Source organism: Amycolatopsis sp. NPDC004079, from assembly GCF_040610415.1.
Classification (GTDB): domain Bacteria; phylum Actinomycetota; class Actinomycetes; order Mycobacteriales; family Pseudonocardiaceae; genus Amycolatopsis; species Amycolatopsis halotolerans.
On record NZ_JBEXMH010000007.1, the window covers coordinates 25,599 to 44,710 of the forward strand.

26 protein-coding genes are annotated in these 19,112 nt (G+C 72.1%); 4 read left to right on the forward strand and 22 right to left on the reverse strand.

Annotated elements, in window-relative coordinates; genetic code table 11:
* Positions 1 to 20: 20 nt before the first annotated feature.
* From ABZX37_RS09880 to ABZX37_RS09910, 7 genes are all read right to left on the reverse strand, one after another.
* Positions 21 to 758, reverse strand: a complete 738-nt coding sequence (locus tag ABZX37_RS09880; protein WP_354737840.1) for a ParB/RepB/Spo0J family partition protein — start codon at positions 756 to 758, stop codon at positions 21 to 23.
* Positions 755 to 1,189, reverse strand: coding sequence for a hypothetical protein (locus tag ABZX37_RS09885; protein ID WP_354737842.1), 435 nt, complete (start codon positions 1,187 to 1,189; stop codon positions 755 to 757). The genes ABZX37_RS09880 and ABZX37_RS09885 overlap by 4 nt, the downstream gene beginning before the upstream one ends.
* Positions 1,186 to 2,424, reverse strand: coding sequence for a DUF3440 domain-containing protein (locus ABZX37_RS09890; RefSeq protein ID WP_354737844.1), 1,239 nt, complete (start codon positions 2,422 to 2,424; stop codon positions 1,186 to 1,188). Before ABZX37_RS09890 ends, ABZX37_RS09885 begins: the two co-directional genes overlap by 4 nt.
* A complete protein-coding gene (locus tag ABZX37_RS09895) occupies positions 2,370 to 3,836 on the reverse strand; it encodes a hypothetical protein (RefSeq protein WP_354737846.1) in 1,467 nt (488 codons plus the stop codon). The genes ABZX37_RS09890 and ABZX37_RS09895 overlap by 55 nt, the downstream gene beginning before the upstream one ends.
* On the reverse strand, positions 3,833 to 4,540 hold the full coding sequence (locus tag ABZX37_RS09900) for a hypothetical protein (RefSeq protein WP_354737848.1): 708 nt from the start codon (positions 4,538 to 4,540) through the stop codon (positions 3,833 to 3,835). Before ABZX37_RS09900 ends, ABZX37_RS09895 begins: the two co-directional genes overlap by 4 nt.
* A gap of 588 nt (positions 4,541 to 5,128) precedes the next feature.
* Positions 5,129 to 5,785, reverse strand: coding sequence for an HAD-IA family hydrolase (locus tag ABZX37_RS09905; RefSeq protein WP_354737850.1), 657 nt, complete (start codon positions 5,783 to 5,785; stop codon positions 5,129 to 5,131).
* Positions 5,782 to 5,997, reverse strand: a complete 216-nt coding sequence (locus ABZX37_RS09910; protein ID WP_354737852.1) for a hypothetical protein — start codon at positions 5,995 to 5,997, stop codon at positions 5,782 to 5,784. Before ABZX37_RS09910 ends, ABZX37_RS09905 begins: the two co-directional genes overlap by 4 nt.
* Before the next feature lie 345 nt (positions 5,998 to 6,342).
* On the opposite strand from ABZX37_RS09910, the gene ABZX37_RS09915 reads away from it, so the two are divergent.
* The 3 genes from ABZX37_RS09915 (at position 6,343) to ABZX37_RS09925 (ending at position 8,867) form a co-directional block, all read left to right on the forward strand.
* Positions 6,343 to 6,891 carry a hypothetical protein gene (locus ABZX37_RS09915; RefSeq protein ID WP_354737854.1) on the forward strand — a complete coding sequence of 183 codons (549 nt, stop codon included), beginning with the start codon at positions 6,343 to 6,345 and terminating at the stop codon, positions 6,889 to 6,891.
* 452 nt (positions 6,892 to 7,343) lie between these two features.
* Entirely contained in the window at positions 7,344 to 7,913 is a 570-nt protein-coding gene (locus ABZX37_RS09920) for a hypothetical protein (RefSeq protein WP_354737856.1), read from the forward strand.
* Between the two features lie 270 nt (positions 7,914 to 8,183).
* On the forward strand, positions 8,184 to 8,867 hold the full coding sequence (locus tag ABZX37_RS09925) for a hypothetical protein (protein WP_354737858.1): 684 nt from the start codon (positions 8,184 to 8,186) through the stop codon (positions 8,865 to 8,867).
* 103 nt (positions 8,868 to 8,970) lie between these two features.
* On the opposite strand, the gene ABZX37_RS09930 is transcribed toward ABZX37_RS09925, so the two are convergent.
* The 15 genes from ABZX37_RS09930 to ABZX37_RS10000 all read right to left on the reverse strand — a co-directional run bounded on the left by ABZX37_RS09930 (position 8,971) and on the right by ABZX37_RS10000 (position 18,359).
* Complete coding sequence (locus ABZX37_RS09930; protein ID WP_354737860.1) at positions 8,971 to 9,585, reverse strand: hypothetical protein; 615 nt, start codon at positions 9,583 to 9,585, stop codon at positions 8,971 to 8,973.
* Between the two features lie 237 nt (positions 9,586 to 9,822).
* The gene (locus ABZX37_RS09935) at positions 9,823 to 10,413 is read right to left on the reverse strand and encodes a hypothetical protein (protein ID WP_354737862.1); all 591 of its coding nucleotides are present in this window, start codon (positions 10,411 to 10,413) and stop codon (positions 9,823 to 9,825) included.
* A 215-nt stretch (positions 10,414 to 10,628) separates the two neighbouring features.
* Complete coding sequence (locus ABZX37_RS09940) at positions 10,629 to 10,958, reverse strand: helix-turn-helix transcriptional regulator (RefSeq protein WP_354737864.1); 330 nt, start codon at positions 10,956 to 10,958, stop codon at positions 10,629 to 10,631.
* Complete coding sequence (locus ABZX37_RS09945; RefSeq protein WP_354737866.1) at positions 10,958 to 11,305, reverse strand: hypothetical protein; 348 nt, start codon at positions 11,303 to 11,305, stop codon at positions 10,958 to 10,960. Before ABZX37_RS09945 ends, ABZX37_RS09940 begins: the two co-directional genes overlap by 1 nt.
* 127 nt (positions 11,306 to 11,432) lie before the next feature.
* Positions 11,433 to 11,624, reverse strand: a complete 192-nt coding sequence (locus ABZX37_RS09950; RefSeq protein ID WP_354737868.1) for a hypothetical protein — start codon at positions 11,622 to 11,624, stop codon at positions 11,433 to 11,435.
* A gap of 94 nt (positions 11,625 to 11,718) precedes the next feature.
* Positions 11,719 to 12,048 (reverse strand): hypothetical protein, encoded by a 330-nt coding sequence (locus ABZX37_RS09955; RefSeq protein ID WP_354737870.1) that lies wholly within the window; start codon positions 12,046 to 12,048, stop codon positions 11,719 to 11,721.
* Between the two features lie 102 nt (positions 12,049 to 12,150).
* Complete coding sequence (locus tag ABZX37_RS09960) at positions 12,151 to 13,083, reverse strand: AAA family ATPase (protein WP_354737872.1); 933 nt, start codon at positions 13,081 to 13,083, stop codon at positions 12,151 to 12,153.
* 136 nt (positions 13,084 to 13,219) lie between these two features.
* Complete coding sequence (locus ABZX37_RS09965) at positions 13,220 to 13,669, reverse strand: hypothetical protein (protein ID WP_354737874.1); 450 nt, start codon at positions 13,667 to 13,669, stop codon at positions 13,220 to 13,222.
* A 157-nt stretch (positions 13,670 to 13,826) separates the two neighbouring features.
* Positions 13,827 to 14,312, reverse strand: coding sequence for a lytic transglycosylase domain-containing protein (locus ABZX37_RS09970; protein WP_354737876.1), 486 nt, complete (start codon positions 14,310 to 14,312; stop codon positions 13,827 to 13,829).
* 300 nt (positions 14,313 to 14,612) lie between these two features.
* Complete coding sequence (locus ABZX37_RS09975) at positions 14,613 to 15,356, reverse strand: hypothetical protein (protein WP_354737878.1); 744 nt, start codon at positions 15,354 to 15,356, stop codon at positions 14,613 to 14,615.
* A 152-nt stretch (positions 15,357 to 15,508) separates the two neighbouring features.
* Positions 15,509 to 15,907, reverse strand: coding sequence for a hypothetical protein (locus ABZX37_RS09980; protein WP_354737880.1), 399 nt, complete (start codon positions 15,905 to 15,907; stop codon positions 15,509 to 15,511).
* A 178-nt stretch (positions 15,908 to 16,085) separates the two neighbouring features.
* Positions 16,086 to 16,889, reverse strand: a complete 804-nt coding sequence (locus ABZX37_RS09985; RefSeq protein WP_354737882.1) for a DUF4097 family beta strand repeat-containing protein — start codon at positions 16,887 to 16,889, stop codon at positions 16,086 to 16,088.
* Positions 16,890 to 16,953: 64 nt separating this feature from the next.
* Positions 16,954 to 17,790 (reverse strand): DUF4097 family beta strand repeat-containing protein, encoded by an 837-nt coding sequence (locus ABZX37_RS09990; protein ID WP_354737884.1) that lies wholly within the window; start codon positions 17,788 to 17,790, stop codon positions 16,954 to 16,956.
* Positions 17,791 to 17,832: 42 nt separating this feature from the next.
* Positions 17,833 to 18,093, reverse strand: a complete 261-nt coding sequence (locus ABZX37_RS09995; RefSeq protein ID WP_354737886.1) for a hypothetical protein — start codon at positions 18,091 to 18,093, stop codon at positions 17,833 to 17,835.
* Entirely contained in the window at positions 18,090 to 18,359 is a 270-nt protein-coding gene (locus tag ABZX37_RS10000; protein WP_354737888.1) for a hypothetical protein, read from the reverse strand. Before ABZX37_RS10000 ends, ABZX37_RS09995 begins: the two co-directional genes overlap by 4 nt.
* A gap of 410 nt (positions 18,360 to 18,769) precedes the next feature.
* On the opposite strand from ABZX37_RS10000, the gene ABZX37_RS10005 reads away from it, so the two are divergent.
* Positions 18,770 to 19,072: a hypothetical protein gene (locus tag ABZX37_RS10005; RefSeq protein WP_354737890.1), complete on the forward strand. Its 303-nt coding sequence runs from the start codon at positions 18,770 to 18,772 to the stop codon at positions 19,070 to 19,072.
* Positions 19,073 to 19,112: the final 40 nt, after the last annotated feature.

The following is a 19,112-nucleotide window of genomic DNA, read 5'->3' on the forward strand; positions in this document are numbered from 1 at the left end:
GGCTGGTGCGCGCGGTCGGGTTAGAGGTCGTTGCCGGGGCGGTGTTCCCAGGCTTCGGAGAATTCCTCGTCGGCGAAGAGTTCGGCGAGGCCGGTGGTCTGGCGCAGGCGGAGCACTTCGTCGGGTTCCATGCCGAGTTCGCGCGCGATCCACTGGTCGGTTTTGCCGTTGCGGGACATTTCGACGACGATGTCGGCCATCCGGCCGACCTGGTGCTCGCCGCGGGCGCGGTTGTGCCGGATGGTGGAGGCCATCCGGTCGTCGCGGCCGGTGCGCGCGGTGTTGATGAGCGTGACCGGGAGCCGTCCGTGCACCCGGGTGCGGACGCCGGCGTTCTCTTTGCCGATGCGGTGGCGGTGGAATCCGTCGACGACTTCCTGCCGGTCGCCGGCGGGCCAGGCCACGATGGGCTGGGTGTAGCCGTCGGTGGCGATCGAGTGGGTCAGCAGTTCCATTTCGGGCGGGGCGACGGCGTTGGGGTTGTAGTCGTTGCCGCCGACCTGGTCGGCGGGCAGCCACAGCACGCAGTCCACGGGCTGCTCGCGCAGCGGCGAGCGGCGGTGCAGCGCCAGGCGCAGGGCGTTGACGGTGTCGATGCGGTCCTGCACGTCGAGTTGGTCCAGGCGCGCGAACAGGGTTTCGGCCGCGTCGAGCAGGTCCTGCCCGGCGGCGCTCACCGTCGGCGGGCGGGCGGGCGCGGCCGCGCCGGCGGCGATGGTGTCCAGGTCGAGGGCGGTCTGGGCGGGGTCGGTGCTCATCGCGGGGTCGCCTCCCGATCGAGGGTGCTGAAGTTCTTGCTGCGAGTGGTTTCGGCGAAGCCTGCGGCGAGGTAAGCGTCGCGGTGGGCCAGGCACACCACCGCGTGCAGGGGGCGGTCGCCGAAGCGCGTCACCGCCGCGTCGAGCAGCGCGGCCGCGGCCTGTTCCTGGCCGGGCGCGAGGTAGAGGCTTTCCACGACCGTGGTGCGGCCGCGGACCGCGACGCCGACGAACCCCGCCACCTCCGACGGGAACCCGCTGCCGGCGGTGGCGACGATCCAGGTTTTGGCGTCGTCGTCCCAGATCGGGCCGCCGACCTGGCCCACGACCTCGCGCCGGGACAGGAACGGACCCAGCAGCGGGTAGAACTCGGGGTCCTCGTTGGTCAGCTGCAGCAGGGACGGACCGCCTCCGCGGCGGCGGGCGGTCACCGCGGGCCTCCGTCGCGGGGCAGGGTGCCGCGGTAGCCCCACTCGGCGCGGCGCTGCTGCATGGTGCGCCGGTAGTGCCGGTAGCTGGCCGACTTGGTCGGCGCGAACGACAGGCCTTTGCACCAGTAGTCGTAGGACAGCAGCACTTTGCAGATCCGGGTCCAGGACGGCTCGGTCTTGCTGGAGGCCGGTCCCTCGTCCGGGATGACCCCGCCGGGGTAGCCGCGCGCGTCGTACCAGTTGAGGAATCGCGCGATCTTGTCGCGGAAGTGCTCGGCGACCGGCGGGGGCATGGAGTCCAGCAGCCGCTGCGCGAATTCCTCCCAGGTGATGTCGTCGGGTTTGGTGATCTTGATGCGGCCCAGGACGTTGCCGGCCTCGCGGGCGTAGCGGGCGCCGAACCCGGCGCCGTTGACCCGCGCGACCACTTTGGCCCAGGTGTCGGGTTCGATCACGTGGTAGAGCCACAGGCCGCGGCGCTGGTCGTCGCCGTAGGGCTGGCAGATGCGGGCCTGGTGGATGCTCAGCCCGGCCCGGTGCATCCGGTCGTAGAGCCGGTTGTACGGCACCTTCAGCTTGCCGTAGTAGCGCCACACGTCCTCGGTGCGCCAGTCGTAGATCGGGTAGGCGTTGTAGACGTTGCCCGACATCCAGGTGGTCCACTGCAGTCCGTCGAACATCCGCTTGCGCCGCGACATGATCGTCCGCTGCCGGTTCAGCGACTCCTGGGCGCGGATCCCGACCAGGCACGCGGTCAGCCGGCCGTCGCCGCGCGCGTACCAGTGCCCGAAGCTCGGCGTGAACTCCTCGAACTCCATGCCGGGGCGGAAGAACGGGAAGTAGCCGGGGTCGGTGATCGCGCCCTCGGGCTGGGAGCGGACCCAGTCGGCGCGGCGGTCGGGGTCCCAGCACTGCCACTGCGGCTCGAACTGGGACACGGCGTTGCGCAGGTTCAGCGGCAGCGCGACCCAGTACGGATCGGCGACGTCGGCGTGCCGGGCCAGGGCGGCGGCGATGTAGTCGATCGTGAGCGCGTACTGGGCCTCCAGGTCCACGACCAGCACCCCGACCCGACGGCCGAGGCGGCGGGCTTCGTCCGCGGCCAGCTCGAGCAGGACGCCGGAGTCCTTGCCGCCGGAGAACGCGACGTACACGTGGGGAAAGTCCTGGAAAACGCGGGTCACGCGCCGTCGAGCGGCAGTGAGAACGTCCACGCCGAGGCCGTGTCGAGCCACGCTTCCACCTCCTCCCGTTCGATCTCGCGCACGGTGCCGTCCGGGTTCGCGCGCAGGAACACCCGCTCGGCCTCCGACCAGGAGACCGGGTAGTACGCCCGGTACACGCGGTTGATCTTCAAATCCCAGTGGTACTGCACGCCGCGGGTGCCGGCGGAGTTGGACTCGGAGCGGTCGATGTTGGGGCGCAGGAAATCCAGCACCCAGCCGGTGCGGGTGCGGCCGGTGATCTCCGCGACCCAGGGCGTGCCCCGCACCGGCTGGGCGCGCCCGAGGAGGTACCCGGTCTCGCGCATCCGGCTCAGCACCGAGGCGGGCGTGCCGATCCGTTCGGCGTTCCACGGCGCGCGGAACCCGGCGGGGTCCGGGATCGCGTCGGGCACGAACTGGATCTGCTCGGCGAGGACGTCGGCGGCCTCGTCCTCGGTGGCGATCCGGACGCGGGCGTTGAACCGGGCGTCGCGACCGAGGGCCGACACGACCGTGACCACGGCGTGCACCAGGCCGTGCTCGTCGAGCACCCGGTAGCCCGGTGCGGACTCCGGAACCGGCGGCTCGTTCCCCCACGGGCGCAGCCGGGCGCGCAGCACCCGCCCGGGCTCCAGCGCCCCGGCGCGGCGGTGCACCGTCCAGGTCGGCCCGGCGACCGTCGGCTCGGGGCAGCCGTCGCGGTGGCACGGGCCCCGGTCGAACACCCCGGTGCCGGCGGGCACGATCTCGCGGCAGTCGCGGCACCAGCCGTCGTAGAGGTTCGGCGCCGGCTCCGGCACCGGCGGGCACGCTCCGCCGGGATGCTCGACCTCCCACCGCCCGGAGTCCTTCACCGCGTGCCCGTGGCCGGCGGTGATCCAGCCCCGGCACAGGCGGCAGTTTCCGTCGAAGCGGCTGATCAGGGGCGGCCGGGGCGGGCACGCGCCGTTCAGGTGCGCGACCCGGCGGCGCCCGTCCTCCTCGACGAACTGGCCCGCGCCGGCGTCAACGTCCTGGCGGCAGCGCACGCAGCGCCCCGCCCACTTGTTGGGCAGCGCCTCCAGCGCGCGAGCGGAGCACAACAAGCCCTTGGGCAGCCGCCCGGCCACGAAGTTCAGGGCGCGCCGGCCCAGGCGCCTCTTCTGGTCCCAGGCCTTCACCTCGGCCAGACCGCCGACCTCGACCGTCAGCATCCGGATGAGCCGGTGGTCGTCGAACACGTCGCAGGCGACCACCACGGCGCCGACGGTGATCTCGAAAGCGCGGCCGGGTTCCAGCCACGTCCCGTCCAGCGCGAAGGCGTCGCCTTTGGCCGGGTCGACCGAGGTGACCATGCGCCGCCACGACTTGCTCGCTCCTTCAGCCGGGCCGGGGACCACGACGGCTGTCCGCCCCGCGCTCCGGGGCGCTGCGCTGGTGCGCCTGGTGCTCGCGACGGTCACGCGATCGCCCCGGCCCGGCAGGCGGTCGTGCCGTCGTCATCGGACGGCAGCACCGTTCCCTCGTCGTCGGCCGGGGCGATGGCCCAGGACCGCTGCCAGGAGATCAGCGTCGGCGCGGTGACGCCCGCCCGCCGGGCCTGGTCTCGCCCGCTGGGCGGCTTGGCTCCCGCCGCCGCCGCGCGGTCGAGCTCGTTCTCGGCGAGCGCGACGACCGACCGCTTCGCGTCCGCCTCGGTCATCAGCGCGGCGTGGTAGCGGGCCGCGGCCACACCCAGGCGCAGCTCGTGCGGAATCTTTCCCGGCGCGCGGCGGGCGATCTCGGCGACCATCGCCGCCGGAGCGGCCATGTCGACCGGCTCGTCGCGGTGCCAGGCAAGGGGGACCGGCCAGAGCATGACCGGCGCGGCCCCGATCGGCACCAGGTCCACGCACGGCGAGTCGTCCTCCCACCGGATCCCCGGCACGGCGTAGCGAACCACCATCGACCAGTTCACCGCGCCGCTCTCGTCGAGCACGGCCCGGCAGTGCGCGACTGTCACCGGCGCGTCCTCGACGATCTGCAGCCACCGCAGCCCCTCGCGCTGCGACGGGACAGTCGTCCTGGGCAGCTGCGCACGGATCGCCTCCTCCAGCGCTTCCAGTCGCACGCGCGCGACCCCGAAGCCGGGAGACGAGTCCGGGGCCTGCCCCACCAGCACCATCATGTAACGAACCTTAACATTATTCGGCAGATTTTGTTTAGAATCTTAACGTATGGGTTTGTGCGCCTGCCATGCCGCCGCAACGCCGCCGCCGGCTCCGCTCCGAGCCGCGCAATCGCCAGGCGCAGAGACCGGAATCGCGTCTGCGCCGCGCGGAAGGAGTCAGCGCCGGGGTGGCGCATCACGGCGACCAGCGATGCGGGCAGCCGGAGCAGAAGAGATTCGACGGCCCGGCCCGAGAGAGGTGCCGTTCGCGGACAACGACGTTCAGCCCGTCAGGCCCGCAGGCGGCTGAGCACGCGACGACGGCTTCGGCTCCGCTGACGAGTCGCACGAGTTCCGCGGCGGGGCGGCCGCGGGCCGGAAGCCCGACCTGGCCCAGCGGCGCAGGTGGTCCGCTCGGCACGGATGGCGCGTCGGGCTTGTTCGAGCGAGGTCTCCCGCCGCGGCTCGCCCCGACGACGTGGACGTCCTCGATCCCGGATCGCCGCGCCCTGGCCGGTGTCCGAGATCCCGCTCGCGGCCCTGAACGCGGAGGACTTCGCGGAGCCCCTTGGTTCTGGTGCACGTTGGGCCGGAGCCGGTAGCCGATCAGAGGTCAGCCATGGACGTCACGATGCCGTCCGGCGCCAGGGCCGTGAATCGCTCGTGCTTCCCCGGTTTGTTGGCGAAGGCGATGACGGCTGTCCCTGCCGCGCGTGCCGCTTCGATGTCCGATGCCGAGTCTCCGATCATGACGTACGCGCCAGGGGGTCCGCCGCCGGCGGAGATGGCCCGCTGCAGCAGATGCGGCGAGGGCTTGAGGTGCTGAACCTCGGCGTCGTCGCGGGCCGAGACTCGACGGACGAGATCGTCGAGCCCGCTGCGCTGCAGGTAGCGGCGGACTGCGGCGGTGCTGTTGTTGCTCACGATGGTGACGGCTTTGCCGTCGGCCGCGATCCGCCGGAGGAGTTCGGGAGTGCCGGGTGTGGCCGGCGCAGTCTCGACGGCGGCAACCTCGCACTCCCGCAACAGCTTCTCCAACTGCGCGGCAGTCTTTCCGTCCACGCCGGCCGCGTGCTTCAGGACGTCGAACGGGTCGCTCGTCTCCAGTGCTTCCGCGGGGAAGGCGACTCCCCGGGCGGCCCCGCGGCTGCGCAGTTCGTCGGCGACGGCTCGATCCGAGGCCGCACCGAACACAGCGCAGACGGGACCGTCGAAGTCGAGCAGGACGTGGCTCGCACGCGCCACCGTCTCGGCAGGCTTCACCGGCTCGTCTCGCCTGAGACGGTGTTCCGGATGCCGACGAGCCACAGCTGCGGCTGGGTGACGTGCTGCGAGGAAAGGGCGCCGTCGTCGGCGTCAGCGCTGCGGCGGGAGAAGGCGGCGTCTGCGCCCGTCAGGCCCCAGCATGCCGCGCACCCGAAGAACGCTGCGGCTCCGCCGATCAAGCGCAGCTCGAACGGCGGCGCCGTCGCCACGACCAGAACTCCGCTCGGGCGTCCTCGCCCGGGCCTCGGTCTCCCGGCCCCTCGGTGCTTCAACGGCAGACGAACCGGCTGTCTGGCAGGATGATCGGCGGGCGCCGGCAGACGGGCAGGGACGGCTCGGCGCGGCAGTGCTTCGGCGTCGCGTGCCGGCGGAATGCCGAACGATGAACGCCCGCTCCGGCACACAGGCCCGTCGGTCCGCCGGCTGCTGCGGGTCTTCTGATCCGGCCCGGCGAGCAGGACCGCAGCCGAGACATCCGAAGGAGTTGCAGCCGCCGGGACGCGGACACCTCTCCCCGGCAGTCCTGTCGCAGCGAGAAGGAAGGGTCGAGGAGGATGGCTGAACCCGGCGACACGCCTCGCGAGGCAGCGGCCCGGCGCGATCCGTCCAAGGCCGATTTTTCGGGACGAATCGTCTTCAGCCTCAAGAACCCGACCACCGCAGCCACCGGGCAACGCCTCCGCGAAGTCGCCTTGACCGCGAACACGATCGATTCGCACGCCGAGGAGTTCTTCGGCGGCCACCAGTGCCATCGCCTGGCCGGCGCCCTGAATTTCCTGACCGGATGGGACGTGACGGTCTTCGACATTCTTCGCGACGGTTCCTGGGAGCCCGTGCACAGCGCCGTGCGGACGCCCGAGGGAGACGTGCTCGACATCCACGGACGCGCCACGCTGAGCGAGGCCTACCGACGGCTGGGCGTCGGGATCCGCCACCGGACCGTCCCCGTCGAGGACATGCCCGGCGACGTCATGCAGATCCGCGGGCTCAACGGCGATCGATTGTGGTGGGCCGCCGAAGGACCGATCGCGATGACCGCGGCGTTCATGCACTTCGCACGCCTCCTCCTGCGCAACTCAGGCTACGACGCAACCGGCACCTGACCCTGTTCGAATGGATTCGAGGTCGTCCGGCACGCCTCGTCAGGTTCGCCCCGCACACGATTCGGGCGCCTCCCGGTCCCGCTCTTCTTCAGCTGTCGGCCTGAGGATCGCGGCGGGCGCCTGTCGGCAGACGCACGCCGTCCACCGCGGACCCGCCGGGAAATGTCGGAGGCAAGGTCTACCGTGGTGGCGTCGTCCCGCCTCGATGCGGGTACGTGCAGTGTTTCCCGGCGTCAGCAGGGGCGGCGCGTCACCAGCGCGCGCACTGCCGTCCGGCCGTGGATTCCCGCTGCCGGACGGCAGCGCGGTGCCGCCTGCGCATTTTCGCCTGCCGCCGAGGGAAGGAGCTGCCGCATGCCCCTTGCACAGCCGCACCGCACCGGTATGCCCCGCCCCTTGTGTGCCGCGGGTCCCGCGCAGCCCCGACCCCGAACGCAGAAAGAGAATCATCCGTGCCCGAACCCGATCTGCTCCGCCGCATCCACGAATCGCTGCCGTCCGTCGAGGACCCCGAGAACGCCGGCGAGGAGGTGTGGCGCGCGGTTTACTACATCGGCATGAACATCGCGTGGATGTGCGAGGAGGAGTGGTCCCACGGCCTCTCCCGCACCGATCTCGCCCCACACGTCCGCGACGCCTACGAGCGCGCGGTGTTCTCGGTCGCGAACAACGGCCGCCCCCGCCGCCGCACCAGCCCCCAATACCTGCCGATCGGCGACGAGCGCGCGGAGTTCCTGCGCGGGCAGCTCGCGCCGAAGCTCGAACGGCACCGCCGCGGCCACGCCCCCGGATCGTGCCGGTGGTGCGGAGGCTCCCCCGCCGAACCGGCCATCGCGGTCTGCCGGAACGAACCCACCCGCTGGGACCCCGCGCCGACGAACATCATCGAAGTGCTCCGCTACGACGGGGACGACGTCGTCGTCCGGGTGGCGCACCCCCTGGGACCGGCCACTGTCGCCACCCGCCTCCGCAAGCACATGGTCGACTACCGCGAGGTCGCCGTCGGACGCGGATCGCGGTAGCCGAACCCCGCACGACGTCAGGCCCGCCGGACGCTCCCTCGCCCGGCGGGCACGTTCGCCCGACGGGACTTCCCGCCGCACCAAGCCGCTCGCGCCCCGGAGACCGCGAGCCCGAGCCGTACGGGAACGGCGCCGCCGGTCGCGGACGGTTCGGCGGCCCGCGGACGTCCTGCGTTTCGGCTGCTTGCGCGATCGCCGGCGCGCGAAGGAGGGCCGGAACCGGGCCACGGCGGACGACTGGACGTGTAGCGCGCTTGACATTGTGGCGGCATGACACTCGCCGAGACCGCGACGCTGCGAGCCCTGGCCGAAGACCCCGCCCGGCCCGTGCCCCGCACGGCGGGCGCGGACCAGACCGTGGAGAGCTTCCTCGAACCGGACTACGCCCGGCGGCTTGTCGCGTGGGCCGCCATGTCCGGCTACGACCCGAACAGCGCGCTGCTGGTGCTGGGATACCGGGTGGGCGGCGGGACCTGGGACGCATCGCTCTGCCTGCCCGATGATCTGCGGCTGCCGCCGATCACCACTACCTCGGCCGTCTTCGGCCGAAGCCCGCAGCTGATCCTCGGCTGGCACCTGCAGCTGACCCCGCCCGGCCGCGAGCCGGTCCGGCTGGACCTGCTCGACGGCGGGGTGGTCTTCTGCCTGGGAACAGAACGCCAGCGCGAGGCGGCGCAGGACGCCCTCGCCGCCCAGCGCATCCGGGAAGCGGCCCGCCTGCGCCGCGAAGACGGCTTCGGCCCGCTCGACGACGTCGAGCGGGCCGCCCGCCGCCGCACCGCCGCCGCCGCCGAGCACGACACGGCCGATGCCGAGTGGCGGGCGGCCATCACCGCCGCCATGGCCCAGCGGCGCAAGGCCGGACCCGCCGCCCGCTACACCGTGCCGGACATCGCGCGCGCCGCGGGCGTCAGCCGGGAGCGGGTGTACCAGATCCACGACAATCGTCGCTGAAGCAACGACGCATCTGCCCCGGGAGGCGCAGGCAGCCACCGGCCGGCGCGACGAGCGCGGCCGAGGTGCGCGCGGACAGGGCCGACCCTCAGGGGCGCGGATCTCAGGTGCCGGGGTTGCCGGGCTGGTGCTCGGGCTTCTCGACAGGAGCCCCGTGCAGGGTGACGATCGCGCCGGGTTCGGCGGTCGTGACGGCGTCGGCGAAAGCCTGTTCCTGTTCCTGCCTCCGGTGCACCGCGGCGACGCGGTCGGCGGCGATCCGTGCGGCCTCGGGACCGCCGATGAGTTCGGGCACGTAGAGGCCTGGCGGCCACACGGCCACGGGCGTGTCGCCGAGGATCTCGGGAAGCTGCACTTCGGCGGGCCGGATCAGCTCGTCCGGAGGAATGCCCGGTTGCCCTCGCAGCGCATCGGCTTCGGCGGCCGGCCACACCGATTCCAGGGTCCGCCATCTCGGACCGCGGAACTCCCAGACTAGGTCGTCGGGCTCCGGCGGCGGGAACACATGCCGTGCGGCGCCGTCGATGGTGACCACGGTGGCGGCGGCCGACCACCGGCTTTCCCGCTCGTGCCGTCGACGACGGAGCCAACGACGGGCGGCGCCGATCCGCTGCCGTCCGAACATCGTCACCTCGTCGAATCCGGGCACCGATTGGTGGTCCCGCAGCCCGTACGGGGTGTGCTGGACGAACCGCAGCTTCTCCCCTGCCGGGTACAACGCGGTTTGCGCGGCCGCGGCGGCCTTCTCGACCGTGTGGTGAGCGACTGTCCGGATCCGGCGGTGCGCCGGAATTCGCCGAGGATCACCACGGGCGCCTCGCCGGTGGCGCGTTCGTAGGCGCGCACGTGGACCACGGTGCACTCCCCGAGCCGTCCGAACGGCAGGACCGCCTCCCGCGCCAGCCGCCGTTCCGCGTCGCACGGCATTCCGCTCCCCCGTTTCCCGATCCTGGCGCTATTCGGCGCCGGTCACGTTCTTCATGGCGCCGATCTTGGTGGCCCACATGTAGAACAGGATGATGAAGACCTCGATCTTCCCGACGAGGTCGAGCGGTTCGAGGTCGGCGGCGATGTCGTCGTCGGTCAGGTCGTCCGGGCTGGTGCTGCGCCGGTCGAAGATCGCCTTGGCGATCTGGTGCTGGCGCTCGTTGACTTTCAGGTTCGGCACCAGGGCCGTGATGTCGTAGTGGTCCGGCAGCGGAAAGGTGACCAGCTCGTTCGGGTAGCCGCCGTCCTTCATGAACCGCATCCCGGTGTTGACCAGGAACAGGATCAGCAGCGAGTCCATCGCCAGGTCGCCCATCATCGCCATGAGCTCTTTGTCGGTGGCGATGTCGTCGGCGATGCTGAACTCGGTGTAGATGTCGTCGTGTATCCGCTGCATCGTGTTCTCGATGTTGGTCAGCACCTGGCCCGGGTCCGTCATGATCCGGCCGTCGCCCACGATGCTCGCGCGCCGGTGGTCGCGGTCGAAGAACTCGCGGACCTCTGCCGGAGCGCCCTCCGGGATCGGGAAGAGCTGGTCGTCCCCACTCGACTGCGCCACGCAGCACCACACCTTTCAGTCAACGACCGGTCACGGACAGCAACCTTCAGTATCGCGGGCGCAGAACCGCGCGGACGAGCACGACATGGGATGCGGGCAGAGCTGCATCCGTTCGGAGCAATCGCGGCGACGACGCGCCGCCTGGAGCAGGTCCTCGCGGGTCCGCCGGACGTCGCCGCTCGACGACTGTCGCCCGCCGAGCCTCGCTCGTCGTCTCAACGACGGCCGGCGGTCTTGCGGGGCTTGCGCCGCCGTGCCGCCGGCGTGCGCACCACCGGTTCGTCCTGGGCCTCGTCCTCGGCCGGCTCCGGCGGAGGGACGAGCCCCGCAACCAGTTCTGCCGGGTCGACCTGGAGTCCGGCCGCGAATTTGAGCAGGTTGTGCAAATTCAGGTTCCGCAGCCCGCGCTCGACCTGGCTGACGAACGTCCAGTGCACGCCTGCGAGCGCGGCCAGCTTCTCCTGGCTGATGCCGAGGTCGTCGCGGAACGTCCGGACCCGCTCCCCCAGCACTCGCGCGGCCTCGGAAACCGGCGGCTTCGCCATCACCGGGCCCGTTTCCGCGCGACGTACTCCCGCAGCGCACCCGCGACCAGCAGGCGCCACGGCTCGAGGTCGTCGATCGCGATGCGCTGCTTGTCCGCCGTGAGCGCCCAGTCCAGCACCCACTGCCGGGGCATGCCCACGGTCTCGGAGTCCGGTGCAGCCAGGACCACGCTGGTCTGCGTCTCGGCGTATCGGCGCTGCCGGGTCAGCATCGCCTGCTCCGCGGCGAGACCTGCCAGGACCTCCCGCGCCGTCGACGGCGTCATCCGGCCCACGCGTTCCGGCAGGACCGCGGGATCGCTCTCGTCGAGCACCCGCAGCTCCAAGCCCAGCTCTTCGCTGATCACGCCCGCGAGCCTAGCCAGCGCCGCTCGCGCGGAGCTGGCACCCGGCCGGGTCCCGTCGCCAAGGACCGCGGGCACGGCCAAGGACGCGGCGACAGCCGGACGCGCATGGCCCGGACGCGGCGCGAGGTCATTCCTGGCAGACGATGTTGAGGTCGACGCCGAGGGCGGGGCCGCTGGTGCGGGTGACGGGAACGTTGAAGGTCTTGTGCTCGGCGTAGAGCACGACGCGGACCTTGACGTGGGGGCGGTCGCTGCGGGGGATCCGCTCCAGCGCGTCGTGCAGATCCTGAGCGGTCATCTCGCCGGTGCCGGTGCTCATCGGAGGTCCTTTCCCGATCGGCCGGCGGCCGATCGGCCGGTGTGGTGTCGTTGACGGGGCTGTGGGCGGGGAACGACGGGCCGAGCCGCCGCGGTCATCGAGCCGGCGGTGTCGGAGCAGCCCGCTTCAGCATTTCGATCTCCAGGCCGGAGACGGGGGCACGGGCCTCGCGGACGATCAGACGCGTCAGTTCGTCGAGCGGGACGCGCTGCTCGCGCCGGGTCCCCGCGAGCAGCGGGTACAGTTCTTCCTCAACGACGACGATCGTCAGGGCTTCGGGATGAGGCGTCGGATACCCGGCGGCGCGCCGGGCTTCGACCGCTTCCCGGGCCTGCTCGATCACGCCGGGCGCGGTATCGGGGCGGGGCCGTTCGTTCACGCCCGGGTCGCCGTCCGACTTGGGTTTGCGGGGAAGTTCGTTCACGGTGGGATCCTTCCTGAGCACGCCGGGGATGTCGACGGGTCGTGCATCGCGGTGCGCCGGAATCCGCTTGCGGCGCGGCCCGGTTCGTCCTGGTCGTCGGGGTCAGCGGTCGTACGGGCAGGGCGTTCCGGGCGGGTAGGCCGCGCGGTCTTCGGCGATGATGGGGGCGGAGCCCTTGAGCGGGACGGTCCAGTAGCGCGGACGGGCCGGCCGGGTGCGGTAGTCGGCTTCGGGCAGGCAGCGCAGGGCACGGGGCTGCGGGTCGAGGGGGCGACCGGCGGTGTCGCAGCAGGGCAGCGCGACGACGTCGGCCACGACCCAGGGCCCGGCGATCGCCGGGCGCGGCGATTCGGCGACCTCCTGCACGGGCGGGGCCGGCGCAACCGGCTGCGCGGGCACGGGTTCGCGCATGGCCGGGGCCGCCGGCCGACATGCGTCGAAGGCCGTCGCGGCGAGAAGAACGGCGACGAGGACCCGCGTCGCCCACGACGCGGCCGGGGACATCCGCCAGTCGGTGTAGCAGTCCCAGACCTCGGCGAATCCCTCGCCTTCCAGCCGTTGCGGGGTGAGCGTACGGACTGCCCACCACGTCCGGACGACTGCGGCGACGCGCGCGCGGCGTTGTCGACGCCGGTTGCGCCAGAGCCCGGTGGTCAGTTCGCAGCGCAGCAGGATCGCGACCGGCACGACGTCGTGGGCATCGGCGAGGGCGAGCCAGCGGGCCCGGTCTTCCGCTCGGCATCCGGTGGCGTCGATGGTGACGTCGCGGCCGGCGGCCAGGAGCACGGCGGCGCTGCGCTCGACCAGGTCGAGCACGTCGTCCGCGACGCCCGAATCGTGGTCGCCGGCCCCGATCGTGGCGCAGGCAGCGTCGACTGAGAGCACCTCGCCGAGGACGTCGGCATGGTCGGCGCACCAGGTGGATGTGCCGCTTCCGCGGGCGCTGATCATCACGTGCAGGCGCGGTTTCGATCCGCCGCCGATCTCGCCGTCGGCCAGGCTTCCTTTCCCCGCGAGGGTTTGAGCGGCGGGCATCAGCGTGCTCCCTCCGTCGCGATCCGGCGGCCCGCGTCCCGGCGCGGCCCGGCTTCGTCCGGCGAGTCGCCGCCGGCATGGGTGTGGGGGACGTCGTGGTGCATGGGACTCCTGGTTTCTCGCGCTGGGGCGGATGTCATCTGCGGTCGGCCGGGCGGTTGTGCCAGTCCGGCGGGAGCGGGCACGGGCCGCCGGCCGGGATCGCCTCGAGCTGGCGACGGGTGACCGGCAGTTCGATCTCGTGGTCGGGGTTCTGGCCGCCTTCGACGTCGAACTCCCTTTTCGGGATGCACGACACCGTGTAGTTGTCGCCGCTGCGGCCGCTGCCGTTGACCACGTACGGGGCGAGCGCCGGGTCCGGGCGCAGGGGCGCCTCGGCGGCGGTGGGGAACGACAGGCCGGAGGACTCCGGCCGTCCCGGTTTCCCTCCGGGGACGCACCCGGCGAGCATCAGGGCCGCAGCGGCCGCCACGACCGCGGCGGCGTTCGCGCGTCCGTTGCCGCAGCGGATCCGCTCGCACGCCGGCGCGGCGCGGCGGCGCTCGAGGGCGGGCGCCCGGCTGGCGCGGTACCCGCTCGCGATCATGCCGTCGCCCGTTGGCCGAGGCGGTGTTTGTTCTGTCCCTGGCATCTCTTCCCTTTCACGGAGGGTTTGCGGGTCAGGCGATCGCTTCGCAGGAGTGTCGGGACGCGCGCGACCGCGTGCCGCTCCACGTGCCGACGTTCGGGGAGTGGGAACGTGGTCACCGGTAGGCGCGGGCTTGGGCCTGCACGTCGGCGACGTATTTCCACGAGTGGTTGTAGGTGTAGAGCGCACGGGGGATGTCTCCTGCGGCGACGCCGGAGTCGCAGAGATAGTGGGCGGCGGCCTTGACGGCGGTCTCCCCGTCGTGCGGATCCCCGGGCCCGATGTCCGGGTGGCGCTTGCGGACGGCGCGGAAGGTTTCGGGCAGGAACTGCATCGGCCCTTCCGCGCCGGCGGAGTTGCTGCCTGACCGCACGCCGGGCAGCGGGCTCCGGCCATGGTCGGTTTCGATCTTTCCCACCGCGGCCAGCAGCGCGGGGTCCAGATGCGGGCAGGTGCCGGCCGCAGCCTGGTAGTAGGACTGGTACTCGGCGGGGATGGGCGAGGTGTCGGCGCTGGCGACGAGTCCGTCGCCGTGGTGGTCGATCCAGACGATGCCGCAGAGGATCGCCGCACCGCACAGGACCTTTCTGGCGAGTGCCATGATTCGGGCTCCGGTTCGGGTTGGTTGGGGACCGGGAAGTGGGAAACCCCGCCGGGCCGGGTGCGGGTCGCCGGGAAGCTCGCGCGCCCGGCCCGGCGGAGGTCAGTCGGCGTCGAGGGCGGTGACGCCGGCGGAGACGACACCGAACCGGATCGCGGCCTTCATGCGTTTCATTGCGGGATTCCTTGTTTCGCAGGGATGATCGAACTCACGGTGGCTTTGCCTCGGCTCTGGTCACGCGGACGGCGCGGGTCGGGCACATCAGCCGTCGGTCCGGGGTCCGGCGCGGCGGCTCCGTCGTTATCGGGTCGCGGCCCGTGCCTTCGCGTGCCGGATCTCTGCGCAGGGCCCGTCGGCGGCGCACTGAGCTTCCGGGGCCGGCACGACGGCCCCGGGGCCGAACTTCTCTCTCGCGACCTGGACGACGGCCTCGAGATGGCGCGGGTCCAGCGGGCGGCATTCGTGTGCGGCCTGCCGGATGTGCACGCGGGCCTTGTCCGCTATCCACCGACGGTCCCCGGGCCCGCTGTTCTCGGTCGCGTGGTCGTGGAAGAAGGCGTGGTCGTTGTGGCAGTGCAGGCAGTGGAACGCGACAATGGGAGCCTGTTCGCCGCCGCGTTCCCGGAGGAATTCGTAGACCACGACCGCGATGCCCCGGTGGTCGAACTCGGTCACGACGCCCTCGCCGCCGGGATTCCAGGTGGTGGGCGGCACCACCTCGTCCCACCCGCCGGTCTGGGGCCAGGAGCCGTAGCAGAGGCCGTGCGAGACGTCGAGCACTCCGTTCCCGTCGGAGTTGGCGGCACGGAAGTCCTCGATCTGGCGGATCGACCCGACGTAGGTGACCGCGTCCGTCTCGGACTCGAGCAGCGCGATGCCGTAGCCCTGCCCGGGTCGGCGGTGCTCGGGCAGCACCAGCGCCTTCTCCAGTTCGGCGAACCGCGGATCGCCCGGTGCAAGGATCACTGTGGCCGAGATCCGGAACTGGTCGGCGCGGGCTGTCCGGACCGGATCGGTGTCGGGTGCGGTGCGGCGGGTGTTCATCGAGGGTCCTCCCCCTTGATCGCGTTTGTCGGTGGCGCGTGACTCGTCAGCCCGGTCTCGTTCCCGGGGACGCCTTCGCGGCGTTTCGTCCAGCGGCTGGGGCGACGTCGCGCCCCGTGCTCCACAGGAACCGCGGCTTCCGCGGAGGTCGGTCAGTCCGGCGCGGACTCGACATGGTCGAGCCAGCGACAGGCGTCGCCCCAGATCCGCGCTGACGCGTCGTAGCCCTCCTGCGCCTTGAGCCGGGAGTACAGATCCGGGAAGGCGCGTCCCGTCGGCTCACCGACGGGCTCGCCGGCGATCAGTGCGGCGAGCACGCAGGGGTCGGTCGGGACCGGAGCGAGCGACGTCGCCGACTCCGGGGTCGGCGACCAGCCGACCGTGGTGCCCTGGATGTGGCTGGTGTTGTGCAGATCGTCGGCGAGCGACCAGGCGGCTTGCCGGGCCTGGTGCTCGAACGCGAATCCGAGATGCACGTCCGGCAGGCCGGGTCGGTGCACGATCGCGACGAACGGGAAATCGGCGGCGGTGTCGTCGGCGGCGGTGCTCATTCCGGTTCTCCAATTCCTTCCGGGAAACGACGGTGAAGCGGCTCAGTCGTGGCGTCGGCCGCGGGGCGGGCGTCCTCGATGTCGAGGCGGGCAGGTGCAGAGAAAGCCGGTCAGCTCGATGGCGCTGATGCTCATCGGATCCTCCAGGCGAGGAAGGGATGTCGGCGGCGGAGCGGGTTCAGCACGTCTGGATGTCGCCGAGGCAGGTGCGCAGGCCGGAGGTGTCGACGCGGATTCCGTACTCGGCGGTGACGCGGATGTCGCCGAAGCCGGTCGAGGCCTGTACCTGTGCCTCGACCGCAGCGAGGTGGGCGCGTACGTCGCCGCAGTCGGTGCGCAGGTTCACGGGACCGGTGACGACGGAGACGGTGATGCGGCCGTCGCCGGTTTCGAGCTCGCCGGTGCGCACGCTCTCCGCGAGGACGTCGCCGCGCTTGGTCCGCACGTCCGCACGGTCCACATGGCCGAGGTCGACGTCGCCGTTGCCGACGCGCACCTCGGTCTCCCCGGCGCTCTCGACCTGGACCTGGCCCGCCGCGGTCTCGATCCGCACGCGCGACAGCGGTCCGACGGCGGAGACGTCCGCTGTGTCGGAGTCGATCTCGACGCGCTGGCCCGCCGGAACCCGCGCTTCGGCCCGGATCTCGCCCCCGTCGGCGCGTGCCGCGGCGATGGGCGTCCGGTCTGCCAGCGCCACGCCGGCCTGCGCGGCGGCCGGGCGACCGAGGGTGCTCGCGAGCGGCGGCGCGGCCCGGTTCCCTGGCCCGGGGTGGGCGACGGTGACGGCGAGCTGGTCCCCGGTCTGGGCGGCCTCGGCGCGCTCGATCGCGGCGAGCGCGACCGGGTCGCCGGCCTGCAGAGGGGTCAGCGTGACGACGGCCTGGCCGATCTCCGGGCTGGCGGTGACGAGCACGAGTCCGGCGGGCAGCCGCAGGCGCAGCACGCCGGGACCGGTGTGGGTGTCGTGGGCGATGAGCCGCATGGCGGGTGTCCTCCAGAAGGCTGTCCGGGCTGCGGGAGCCGGGTCGGGGGCGGGGCGAGAGAGGTCAGGAGGTGAAGACCCGGCCGAAGTCGCTGCGCAAGCGGGAATCGGAGATCTGGATGCCGCTGGCGGCGGTGACCCGGATGTCGCCGTTGCCCGTGACGGCCGTCAGCGGAGCCTGGGCGGCGAGGTGGGCGTTCACGTGGCCGAAGTCGGTGGTCAGGGACAACGGGCCGGTGACCGATGCGGCGGCGATGTCGCCGTTGCGGGTGCGCATCTGGCCGCTGTGCAGCCGGTCGGCGCGGATCCCGCCGCATTCGGTGGCGGCTTTCACGACGCGGACGCGGCCGAGGGCGATGGCGCCGGAGCCGGTGTGCAGGTCCACGGTGTCGGCGTCCTCGACGGACACGTCCCCGGATCCGGTCTCGACCCGCAGGTGCGCCAGCCGCCCGGTCGCGGTGACGGGCGCGGACCCGGCCTCGACGTCGACGAACTGCAGCTTCGGGACCCGGACTTCGGCCCGGACTCCGCCGTGGCTGCCGCCGATCGACCCGACGACCGCCGATCCGTCGTTGTTGATCACCAGTCCGGTCACCTCGCCGGTGACCACCCCGAACTGCTGGACGACGGACACGCTGCCGCCGGGGCCGAAGGTCACCCGCTGGCCGAACCCGCCGGCGTGGCCGGCAGGCGGGACCGTGATCGCGAGCAGGTCCTCGGCCTGCGAAGCCTTCGTCCGGGAGATGGCGTCGAGGGCGTCAGGGTCCCCGGCGCGCGCAGGGGCGAGGGTGACGACGGCCCGGTCGATGCCCGGGTCGGCGACGACGGACACGGATCCGGCCGTGAGACGGAGAAAGAGCTGGCCGGGACCGGTGTGGGTGTCGTGGCTGATGGTGCGCATGGCGGGTTGTCCTCCTGGAGTGCGGTTGTCGCGGCGGCCTGGTCAGCGCCGGCGCGGGCGGGGAAGCGACGGCTCCTGCGGGTTCTCGTCGTCGCCGTCGTCGTGCGGCGAATCGGCGACTGGGGCGGGGGCGACAGCGACGACGACGGCCAGCAGTCCGGCGATCACGGCTCCCGCGCCGGACAACGCCTCCCCGGCTGCGAAGGCCGTCGCGGCCGCGACGGCCCAGACGGCTGCAGCCAGCAGCATCAGCGCCCGGCGCCCGCGCCGGGACCGCTCGGCGCGGCGGCGCAGGCGGGTCACGGGGCGTCCTCCCGTTCGGCGGAGATGCACGCGGCCCGCTCGTGGGCGTCGCGGAGTGCGCGGGCCTCGTCGGCGAAGCGCAGGTACATCCGCGTCTCGCCCGGATCCCCGGCCTCCCCCGCGCGGATGTACTCGGCATCGGCGCAGTCGCTGGCCAGCGAACCGGCGATCAGGTGGTGGTAGGCCGTCGGCATCCCCGCCACAACACGCTGGTCGTAGGCCAGCTGGCTGGCGGATGCGCGGGCATGCGAAGTCGTCTCAGGCACGGAGGATCCGCCCTCTCTAAAAGAAGTCTCAAAAACGCCGCTGCCGCGGTGCGAGAGGCCGTCCGGGGGTGGAACCCGCACCGCACCTCTTAATTAAAGCTTTTGAAGCTTCAAAAGCTACGGTGACGGTAGCTCCGATCGCTGCAGCACCGCAAGCCTTGTTCGCCCATTCGGCCCACACCCGGTGGCCGAGGGCCGACCGGAGCCTCGGCGAAGACTGTGCGCACTCCCGCTCGCCCCGGGCCTGTCCCTTCCTGCCCACGCATGCGGCTGTGCGCGCGGGACCTCGGAGCGCGAGGCCTGCGCACTGCCCGCAAGGCAACACGCCGAAGAGCCAGGCGCCTCCCTGAAATCCGGATTTCGAGCTAGGTTGACGCCGTCCCCCCGGCGGACGAGCCTCAGGAGGAGCAGTGACGACCGCAGAGAACGCCCCAGCGATCACGCTGACCAGCTCGGATCTCAGCAAGAGGTCGGGCGAGGTCCGCAAGTCCGTCAAGCAGGGCGCAGAGCCCGGAGTCAGCTGGCGCGGCGAGGTCTACGCCTTCGTGGTCTTGCGCGACAAGCGTCTGGAAGAGCGCGACCGGATGGCACAGCTGGAAGCGGAGCTCGAACATCGCGACGCGGAACTGGAGCGTCGCAATGCGGAACTGGAGCGTCGCGACGCGGAGATCCGCAAGCTTCGGAGCCGGCTCGAGGAGGTCGCGGCGATGTAGCCCCTACCGCTCGCCAGGGAGCGTCCATCCGGAGCGAGCA